At 45.1% G+C, this 8,810-nt stretch carries 8 protein-coding genes; 5 read left to right on the forward strand and 3 right to left on the reverse strand.

Annotated features, from left to right (window positions below; genetic code table 11):
• The coding region (locus tag O9300_RS17085; protein ID WP_287972900.1) for a formylglycine-generating enzyme family protein at positions 1–684 on the forward strand (684 nt) is incomplete at its 5' end.
• 147 nt (positions 685–831) lie between these two features.
• Positions 832–963, forward strand: a complete 132-nt coding sequence (locus O9300_RS17090) for a hypothetical protein (protein ID WP_002804134.1) — start codon at positions 832–834, stop codon at positions 961–963.
• A gap of 22 nt (positions 964–985) precedes the next feature.
• Here O9300_RS17090 and aspS read toward each other — a convergent pair whose 3' ends face one another.
• A complete protein-coding gene (gene aspS / locus O9300_RS17095; RefSeq protein ID WP_287972902.1) occupies positions 986–2,773 on the reverse strand; it encodes an aspartate--tRNA ligase in 1,788 nt (595 codons plus the stop codon).
• Positions 2,774–3,131: 358 nt separating this feature from the next.
• Between aspS and O9300_RS17100 the strand changes: the two genes are divergently transcribed.
• On the forward strand, positions 3,132–3,914 hold the full coding sequence (locus O9300_RS17100; RefSeq protein ID WP_287972904.1) for an aldolase/citrate lyase family protein: 783 nt from the start codon (positions 3,132–3,134) through the stop codon (positions 3,912–3,914).
• A 986-nt stretch (positions 3,915–4,900) separates the two neighbouring features.
• On the opposite strand, the gene O9300_RS17105 is transcribed toward O9300_RS17100, so the two are convergent.
• Complete coding sequence (locus O9300_RS17105) at positions 4,901–5,728, reverse strand: DUF3598 family protein (protein WP_287972911.1); 828 nt, start codon at positions 5,726–5,728, stop codon at positions 4,901–4,903.
• Positions 5,729–5,765: 37 nt separating this feature from the next.
• On the opposite strand from O9300_RS17105, the gene panD reads away from it, so the two are divergent.
• Together panD and O9300_RS17115 are read left to right on the forward strand one after the other, a co-directional pair.
• Entirely contained in the window at positions 5,766–6,185 is a 420-nt protein-coding gene (panD, locus tag O9300_RS17110) for an aspartate 1-decarboxylase (RefSeq protein ID WP_287972906.1), read from the forward strand.
• Between the two features lie 74 nt (positions 6,186–6,259).
• Entirely contained in the window at positions 6,260–7,447 is a 1,188-nt protein-coding gene (locus O9300_RS17115; RefSeq protein ID WP_002758246.1) for a TRC40/GET3/ArsA family transport-energizing ATPase, read from the forward strand.
• Positions 7,448–7,789: 342 nt separating this feature from the next.
• Here the strand turns inward: O9300_RS17115 and O9300_RS17120 are convergent, their stop codons facing one another.
• Positions 7,790–8,536, reverse strand: coding sequence for a cobalt-precorrin-6A reductase (locus O9300_RS17120; protein WP_287972909.1), 747 nt, complete (start codon positions 8,534–8,536; stop codon positions 7,790–7,792).
• Positions 8,537–8,810: the final 274 nt, after the last annotated feature.

An 8,810-nucleotide genomic window follows, 5' to 3' on the forward strand; every position in this document is an offset into this window, starting at 1 on the left:
GAAGGATTTAGAAAGGAAAGACCACAACATGAAGTAACTGTCCCACCCTTCTTTATGGGTAAATACCCCATCACCCAGGCCCAGTGGAAAGCGATCGCCTCCCTTACCGACTTAAAAGTTGAAAAAGACCTTGATCTCAACTCAGCCCGTTTTAAAGACCGTCCCGATAGCGATCGCCGCCCCGTGGAACAAGTCAACTGGGACGATGCGATCGAGTTCTGCGCGAGATTATCGAAACTAACGGGAAGGGAATACCGACTACCCAGTGAAGCAGAATGGGAGTACGCTTGTCGTGCTGGAACCACCACCCCGTTTTACTTTGGGGAAACCATTACCGGGGAATTGGCCAACTACAGGTCCAGCGAAACTTACGCCGATGAATACAAAGGAGAATATCGACAACAAACGACTCCTGTGGGACAATTTCCCCCCAATGCCTTCGGGCTGTACGATATGCACGGCAATGTCTGGGAATGGTGCGCCGATACTTGGCACGATAATTATGATGGTGCGCCGACGAATGGCAGTGCTTGGATAGAAAATGGGGATGATAATCGTTTTCCTCCGCGGGGCGGTTCTTGGTACAACTCTCCATATTACTGCCGTTCCGCTTACCGCATCAACAACACCCTCAACGACATCAACGGTTTTCGCGTAGTGTGCGGTGCTGGGAGGACTCTGTAACCCTTTTTCCCTTTTTTTCCCTTTTTACCCTCATTCCCTATTTTTTCTTTTTCCTTTTCTTTCCCGCCCTTAGGCGGGTCGATTTTGTAGGGGCGAGCTCGACCCATTTGGTCGATTTTTGCTTAACAATTGTTAAGGATTGTTAAGATGCGCTTACCCTGCACTTTTCCCCTAGTTCCCAAAACTAAACTCTATAAATTTTTAGCCACTGCTCAAGAGGATGAAGTTAAAGCAGAAAAGAATTTAAGAGCATGGTGTCAACAGACTTGCAAAAATTAGGTGGGCATTGCCCACCCTAATCTTAGGATGGCGGTTTGTAGGTAGAAGCAACGGATAATTCTTTTAATTGCTTGGCTGCCACTGTTGAAGGTGCAGAAGTGAGTAAACAACTAGCTTGCTGGGTTTTCGGGAAAGCAATCACATCACGAATTGATTCTTCTCCTGCTAACAACATCACCAAGCGATCTAAACCGTAGGCGATGCCACCGTGGGGAGGGGTTCCGTATTCAAAAGCTTCTAACAAAAAGCCGAATTTATTATAGGCTTCCTCTGGGGATAGACCGATGGTGGCGAAGACTTTTTCCTGTACTTCCCGTTGATAGATCCGCAAACTGCCGCCACCGATTTCAATACCATTAAAAATCATATCGTAGGCTAGGGCGCGAGCCTGGGCTAGATCGTCTAAATCTTCGGGATTAGGGGCAGTGAAGGGGTGATGCAATGCTTCCAGGCGTTTTTCCTCGGCGTTGTATTCAAACATCGGGAAATCCGTCACCCAGAGGAGGTTGATTTTCTCGGGATCAATTAATCCCAATTGTTCCCCTAAAACTAAGCGTAGGCGGGATAGGGATTTATTGACTGTATCGGTATCTCCCGCCCCAAATAACAGCAGATGCCCCGGTTTTGCGCCAGTCTTCTCGATTAAAGCCTGTTTTTGTGCCTCTGTCAGGTTATCTTTAATCGCACCGATGGTATCAAAATCGTAGTCTTCGCGCACGCGGATGTAGGCGATTCCCTTCGCCCCCGCGTCGGTGGCTTCTTTGAATAAATCCCCACCCGGTTTGATTCTGACGTTAGAAATCGCCTCGTTACCGTTGGGAATCGGTAAAACTTTCACCGTCCCACCACTAGCGATCGCACCTGAAAACACCTTAAATCCCGAATCGGCAAAAATCTCCGCCACATTGACCAATTCCAAGCCAAAACGGGTATCGGGGCGATCGATCCCATAGCGATCCATAGCCTCAGAATAGGTTAAACGGGGCAGGGGCAGGCTTATATCGATATTTTTGACTTTTTTGAAGATATGAGCAATCAAAGCCTCATTGAGGGCTAAAATCTCAGGTAAGGAGAGAAAACTCATCTCCATATCCAACTGAGTAAATTCCGGTTGACGATCAGCGCGCAGATCTTCATCCCGGAAACAGCGGGCGATTTGATAGTAGCGATCCATTCCCGACACCATTAATAATTGCTTAAATAGCTGCGGTGATTGGGGTAAAGCGTACCATTGGCCCGGGTTGACACGGGAAGGAACCAGATAATCCCGCGCCCCTTCGGGAGTCGATCGAGTTAAAATTGGCGTTTCCACTTCGATAAAATGCTGTTCATCTTCGAGAAAACGGCGCATTTCCTTGACAACTTGGTGACGTAGTTGTAAATTCTGACTCATACGCTCCCGGCGTAGGTCTAGATAGCGGTATCGCAAGCGCACATCTTCCCGGACCGATTCACTTTCGGAACTGGAGACGACAAAAGGCAGTTGTTTAGTAACCCCGTTGAGAATCTCGATGCTAGTGGCGTAAATTTCGATTTCTCCGGTGGCAATGCGCGGGTTAAGGGATTCGGTAGGCCTTTGACTGACTGTTCCCGTCACCTTGAGGACATACTCGTTTCTGACGGTTTCAGCGATCGGGTAGGAAGCGGGGGTTCGTTGGGGATCACTGACGATCTGGACAATACCACTGCGATCCCGTAGATCAATAAAAATAACGCCACCGTGATCGCGACGGCGATCGACCCAACCGAAGAGGGTGACACTTTTTTCAATTTCGATCGCGCTAAGGTCGCCACAGTAGTGAGTTCGCATAGTCTAACTAGAGAATTACTTATATTACGAATGTAGTATAGAAAGGATGTGGCCAGAAAAAAATCAGACGGCCTTGTTCATTATGCCGGTATTTTGTCGCTCTTGTCCCCTTGTTTAGGGTATTTTTATGGTTTCCTAAGTAGCTGGTTTTAATTAAATTGAAGATAGATTTTGGGTTCGATCCCCCCTGCCCCCCCTTGATAAGGGGGGATCGGCACCCCCTTAATCCCTCCTGAATAAGAGGGCATCTGACAATTTTTAACACCTACCTACTTAGTCCTCAGCTATCGGCTTTTCGCGGATCGGCTATAATCAACAAGGCTGATCTAGCAGTTACCGATTGTGAACGATTAAAATCATGAATTCCTTAGAAAAAAAAATGGTGGAACTGTTAAGAGAACTCAGGGAAGATCACCATGTTTCAGGGGTAAAAGCGGAATTCGAGACGGAAGGAACCCGACTGACGGAAGCGATGCGGTTGAAAGAAATTAGTCTGAAAGCGGGGGTAGATTTTAATCTGAAAATCGCCGGTTGCGAAGCGATCAGAGATATCTTTGATGCGGTTAATTTAGGAGTCGATCGCTTGATTGCTCCCATGGTAGAAACAGCCTACGCTTTACAAAAATATCTGCGGGCAGCTAGGAGGGTTTTAGCTGATCAAGGGGTGGAAGATGTGGAGTTATTGGTTAATATCGAAACGATTACTGCCTGTGAGAATTTTCAGGAAATGTTGGCGATTCCAGAAATAAAATATCTCCATGGTATCGTCATCGGACGGATGGATTTAGCCTGTTCTTTGGGATTAACCCGTCAGGATGTGAATAGCAAGCAAGTTTTGGATCTGGCTTTACCTTTGGCAAAAAAAGCTAAGGCTGCCGGTTTGACTGTTGCTATTGGGGGTGCGGTGTCACTAGATTCTTTACCGTTTTTCAAAATGTTCTGCCAAGGACATTTTGACCGCTTCGAGACGCGCAAAGTTATCTTTGATTGTCCCCAAGCTTTGGATAATTTCAGTTTAGCTTTGCCAAAAGCGATCGAGTTTGAATTACTCTGGCTAGAGAATAAAAAAAATTATTATGGTGCTATTGTTCGTGAAGATGACCGGCGTTTAGAAATCCTCCATAATTTACTTTTTGGTTAAAGATACTGGTCCCTTGATTGATCGTGCAAAACCTAGACATATCCAATCAATCTGACAAATAAAAGGCAGGACTGGCTGAATAAATCTAAAAACCTTGTTGGATCAGATTTTTAGGCTTTTCTGAAATCCAAAAGTGCCAGGGATTGGAGTGAGCGCGGGGAAAATTCCAGGACTTTTTCCCTGAAAATTAGGTAATTGACCACCTGAAAATGGGTAAAACCCTACACCCCACCTGCCCCCCCGATGTCGGGGGGGTTGGGGGGGGCCACACCCTGCCCCCAAGAAAAACTTTTTCAGCAAGCCCTATATAGGAGTGATCAATCTTTGTGTCCTCTGTGTCTCTGTGGTTCCTTCCACACCCCACACCTGGCCCCCACCAACCAACTTTTTGCCGCAAACCCTAGATAGTTAACAGTTTCCCATCCCCAGTAGCTAATCTGGAGACTTTTCTCGCAGCACATCTGGTACATTTTGTCAAAAAAACTTTTTCGTTTTAACATAAGTACACATATTTTTGGCAAAAGATCTTTTTCGTCAGAGGAGCAATTGGCAAGTTTTTCCTGGGGACGAATTAGTCATCCTAGACTGGGTAAGGGTTTCAAGGCACAAAGACTAAAAATGCACAGAGTAAACCAATTCTTAGATTTTAGCAGCAGGCTGTAACTATTGCAATCTCGTTGACAAATAGGAATTTTTCTCAATTATTTTTTAAGAAAAGTAAAGATTAAGGAATGTAAATTTAAATCTTCTCAAGTATATTGGGATTTTGATAAATTTTGCTTATATAAAGCAGCCCTTAGCATTTAGCTTCTTATCGCAGTTATCTTATTGGTGAAGTACAAAGTTGTTGTTTTGGGAAGTCTCCGAGCAAGGAGACGATGCCAAATCCAGTTATAATTCATCTTGATCAGAAACGCTATATTTTTCAGTGTAATTAGTCAATTTCCTTTTTATTATCAATCTAGCTGACGGCTGACGGCTGACGGCTAATAGTTTTCTTTTTCCTCCGTCACCAGAGTAATACCTGTCCATTCTCCCTTCTCGTTATAAGAACGAATTAAGCGCTGTCTTTGAGTAGGAGAAAGTAACCAACCCACCTCTAAAACAAAACGATGACCGGCAGTAATTTTCAGAGGTGTATTACAGGAGGCTCCATCGGGCAGCAGCAGGATTTGAATCGGCAGCGGACTATTTTCAAACAACAATCTTTGTCCCTCAATACGAGCGCTAGAAGTGATTTGATTATCACCAAAAGTCAAAGTTTGCGAGAGATAATTATCCCCCTGACGCTCGATCGAGATATGGGTAGAATAGGCAGCAGAATTATAAAAATCCCGTCCCGTTGTCACTGCTTGTCCCCGCCATTGACCCAGTAATTGCTCCACCGTTAACATCGGTCTTTCTGGGGAGCTAGAATCGGCCAACTTTTCCCGAATTAAAGTCAAGCGATCGAACTCACAGCGCTCATTAAATAACTGTACGATTCTTAATCGTCTTTCTCCAGAGATTAACCCAAATTCTGCCCCGAATTGTGAGGAAAAACTACTAAAATATAGAGAACCTTGGCAAAAAGCTCCCGTCTGGCTAAATAGAATACCCTGATGGAGAGAACTATACTCTAAAATCAAATCTTCTGGCGCTCGATCGCTGTAGAGACGGCGGACCAATTGACGAATTGATCGATTATTATTAACGCCTTGCAAAGATACCAAAGTCGGGGTATCTTCGATCAGATCGCCCTGGGGAGACAGACGGGTAAAAGAACCTTGCCATTGACCGAGATTTTTTAGTAAACATTCCCACTGGGAGAGCATAATAATTGAAGTAATTGGGGGAAATAGGAAAAAATACATGGGAACAATTCGATTAATGCACGCCAAACTCCATCGAGTGCGCGTCAGCGAGGCTAACGTCGATTATGTCGGCAGTATCAGTATCGATCGAGAATTGATTGAGCGGGTCGGTATTTTGCCGCTTGAAGAAGTGGATGTGGTCAATCTTAGCAATGGTAAGCGCTTTTCCACCTACGTTTTTCCCGGCCAAACCGGGGAAATTTGCCCCAACGGTGGTGCGGCTCTGCTCTGTCAACCCGGAGATATTTTGATTATCTATGCCTACGAACAACGTCCGAGGCAAGAAGTTCTCGAAAACGGTCATTTGGCCAAAGTTCTCGTCGCTGATGCTGAAAATCGCTGTCAGCAATTTTTTGAACAGAGCTTAATTCCCCGGGGTGATGGTCAGGGAGTGGAATTCTATAGCCAAGAATGCTGATTCTTGTCCTCAATTTGTTAACTTTCCCGTCATAATAAGAATAAGTAATGTAAATTTTCTTAGAATCAGCCCCCATGCGTGTAATTCTCATGACTGGTAAAGGAGGCGTGGGTAAAACCTCCGTCGCCGCCGCTACAGGACTCCGCTGCGCCGAACTTGGCTATAAAACGCTAGTTCTCAGCACCGATCCCGCTCACTCTCTCGCTGACAGTTTCGATCTCGAATTAGGTCACGATCCTCGTTTGGTACGTCCCCATCTTTGGGGGGCAGAATTAGACGCACTAATGGAATTGGAAGGCAACTGGGGCGCAGTAAAACGTTACATTACTCAGGTATTGCAAGCTAGGGGTTTAGATGGAGTGCAAGCGGAAGAATTAGCGATTTTACCCGGAATGGATGAGATTTTCGGCTTAGTTCGCATGAAACGCCACTACGATGAGGGTACTTATGATGTGTTGATTATCGATTCCGCACCCACGGGGACAGCTTTACGATTGCTGAGTTTGCCAGAAGTGGGCGGTTGGTACATGAGAAGATTTTACAAACCTTTACAGGGAATGTCGGTGGCATTGCGACCACTGGTGGAACCCTTTTTTCGACCGATCGCCGGTTTTTCCCTACCGGACAAGGAAGTTATGGACGCTCCCTACGAGTTTTATGAGCAGATCGAGGCTTTAGAAAAGGTTTTGACCGATAATACTCAAACCTCGGTACGTTTGGTGACAAACCCCGAAAAAATGGTGATTAAGGAGTCTTTACGCGCCCATGCCTATCTAAGTCTCTATAATGTTTCCACCGATTTGATTATTGCTAATCGGATTATTCCCGACAAAGTAACCGATCCCTTCTTTGCTCGTTGGAAAGAAAATCAACAGGGTTATAAACAGGAAATTTACGATAATTTTCATCCCTTACCGGTTAAGGAAGTTCCTCTCTACTCGGAAGAAATGTGTGGTTTACCCGCTTTGGAAAGACTGAAAGAAACTCTTTTTGCTGGGGAAGATCCGACTAAGGTTTATTACCAAGAAAACACCATTCGGGTAGTTCAACAGGAAAATCATTACAGTCTGGAATTATATTTACCCGGCATACCCAAGGAACAAATACAGCTAAATAAAACTGGAGACGAGTTAAATATTCGCATCGGTAATCACCGTCGTAATTTAGTCTTACCCCAAGCTTTGGCAGCCCTGAAACCTTCCGGAGCAAAAATGGAAGATGATTACCTGAAAATCTCTTTTAGCAACGTCGTGAAAGTGTAATTTTCCTAGAGTAGGTGGGAAGCTTTTCAGTGATCAGTAAACAGTAATCAGTGAACTGAAAAATAACATCTGATAACTGATAGCTGTTTCCCATCGACCGTCTCGACTGGGAAATTAATTTTGCACCACTACTTAGGGTTTGCAGCAAAAAGTAGGGGCGAAGCATTCGGATAGAAAATCTACGGTTTCAGCGATAGGTTATTGCCCGAATGCTTCGCCCTGACAGGACTTGAAAATCTGGCAGCTGCTTCGCCAAACAGGCCCACAAACCCCTTACCTCGTCTATATTTCACATTTATTCAGCCAACCTTACTGATGATTTTCCCAGAAAAATCAAGAGAGTCATATTTTTTCTAACCATGCCAGGACACTTTCAACATCTGCCACTTTTTCTCCTTCAGGTACGGGTGGACGTTGTACCATGACCACGGTTATTCCCAACTCTCTAGCGGCGATAATTTTGGCGTAGGTGGCATCACCGCCGCTATTTTTACTCACGATCGCCCCAATCTTATATTCTTGCAAAAGAGAGCGCTCTGACTGCAAAGAAAAAGGCCCCCGTTTTAACAATAATTTTCCAACCGGTACGATGGCATCTGCTGCCGGTGGGTCAATCATCCGCATCAAAAACCAGATATTTTTTAGATGTGCATAACTTGCCAGTTCTTGCCGACCAATAGTGAGAAATATTCGCGGCTCTAACCCAGGTAAAATATTCGCTGCCGCTTGATTGTTTTCTACTTCAATCCAATTATCTCCAGATACTTTTTCCCAAGCTGGACGACTTAACATTAATCGAGGAATACCACAATCTGAGGCGGCTTGAGCGGCATTAAAGGAAATTTGCGCGGCAAAGGGATGGGTGGCATCAATTAAACAATCAATGCCTTCTTGGCGTAGATAATTGGCTAACCCGGTGGCACCACCAAACCCCCCCCGGCGAGAGGGAGTTGTGAGGGTAATCGGTTCTCTCGTGCGACCGGCCAAGGAAGCGATGGCATCTATACCCGGAATTGCCGCAATTTTAGCCGCTAATGCCGCCGCTTCCCCCGTTCCCCCTAAAATCAGCACTCTTTTATTTTTGGTCATCCAGATAATTGCCAAAAGGTTAACTAATTTTCCATCTTCTCACCGGCTCTCTTGGGTGGGTAAAGGAAGGAACCACAAAGACACAAAGAACACAAAGATCGATCGCTCCCATATAAGTAGCTGGTTATAATTAGGGCTTGCTGAATAAAGCTAAAAACCTTGTTGGATAAGACTTTTAGACCTTTTGTCAATCAAAAAGTACCGGATATGGGAGTGATCGGGGGGAAATTTAGGCACTTTTTCCCTGAAAATTAGGTAATTGACCGCCTGAAAA

Origin of the sequence: Microcystis sp. LE19-195.1E, from assembly GCF_027532095.1 — a bacterium.
GTDB classification, from domain to species: Bacteria; Cyanobacteriota; Cyanobacteriia; order Cyanobacteriales; family Microcystaceae; genus Microcystis; species Microcystis aeruginosa.

What these genes read in the sequence shown, in the direction of transcription:
- aspS (WP_287972902.1), bottom strand. Translation starts at nt 2,773, where the DNA reads ATGCGAACTCACTACTGTGGCGACCTTAGCGCGATCGAAATTGAAAAA.
- panD (WP_287972906.1), top strand. Translation starts at nt 5,766, where the DNA reads ATGGGAACAATTCGATTAATGCACGCCAAACTCCATCGAGTGCGCGTC.
- O9300_RS17100 (WP_287972904.1), top strand. Translation starts at nt 3,132, where the DNA reads ATGAATTCCTTAGAAAAAAAAATGGTGGAACTGTTAAGAGAACTCAGG.
- O9300_RS17105 (WP_287972911.1), bottom strand. Translation starts at nt 5,728, where the DNA reads ATGCTCTCCCAGTGGGAATGTTTACTAAAAAATCTCGGTCAATGGCAA.
- O9300_RS17090 (WP_002804134.1), top strand. Translation starts at nt 832, where the DNA reads ATGCGCTTACCCTGCACTTTTCCCCTAGTTCCCAAAACTAAACTCTAT.
- O9300_RS17115 (WP_002758246.1), top strand. Translation starts at nt 6,260, where the DNA reads ATGCGTGTAATTCTCATGACTGGTAAAGGAGGCGTGGGTAAAACCTCC.
- O9300_RS17120 (WP_287972909.1), bottom strand. Translation starts at nt 8,536, where the DNA reads ATGACCAAAAATAAAAGAGTGCTGATTTTAGGGGGAACGGGGGAAGCG.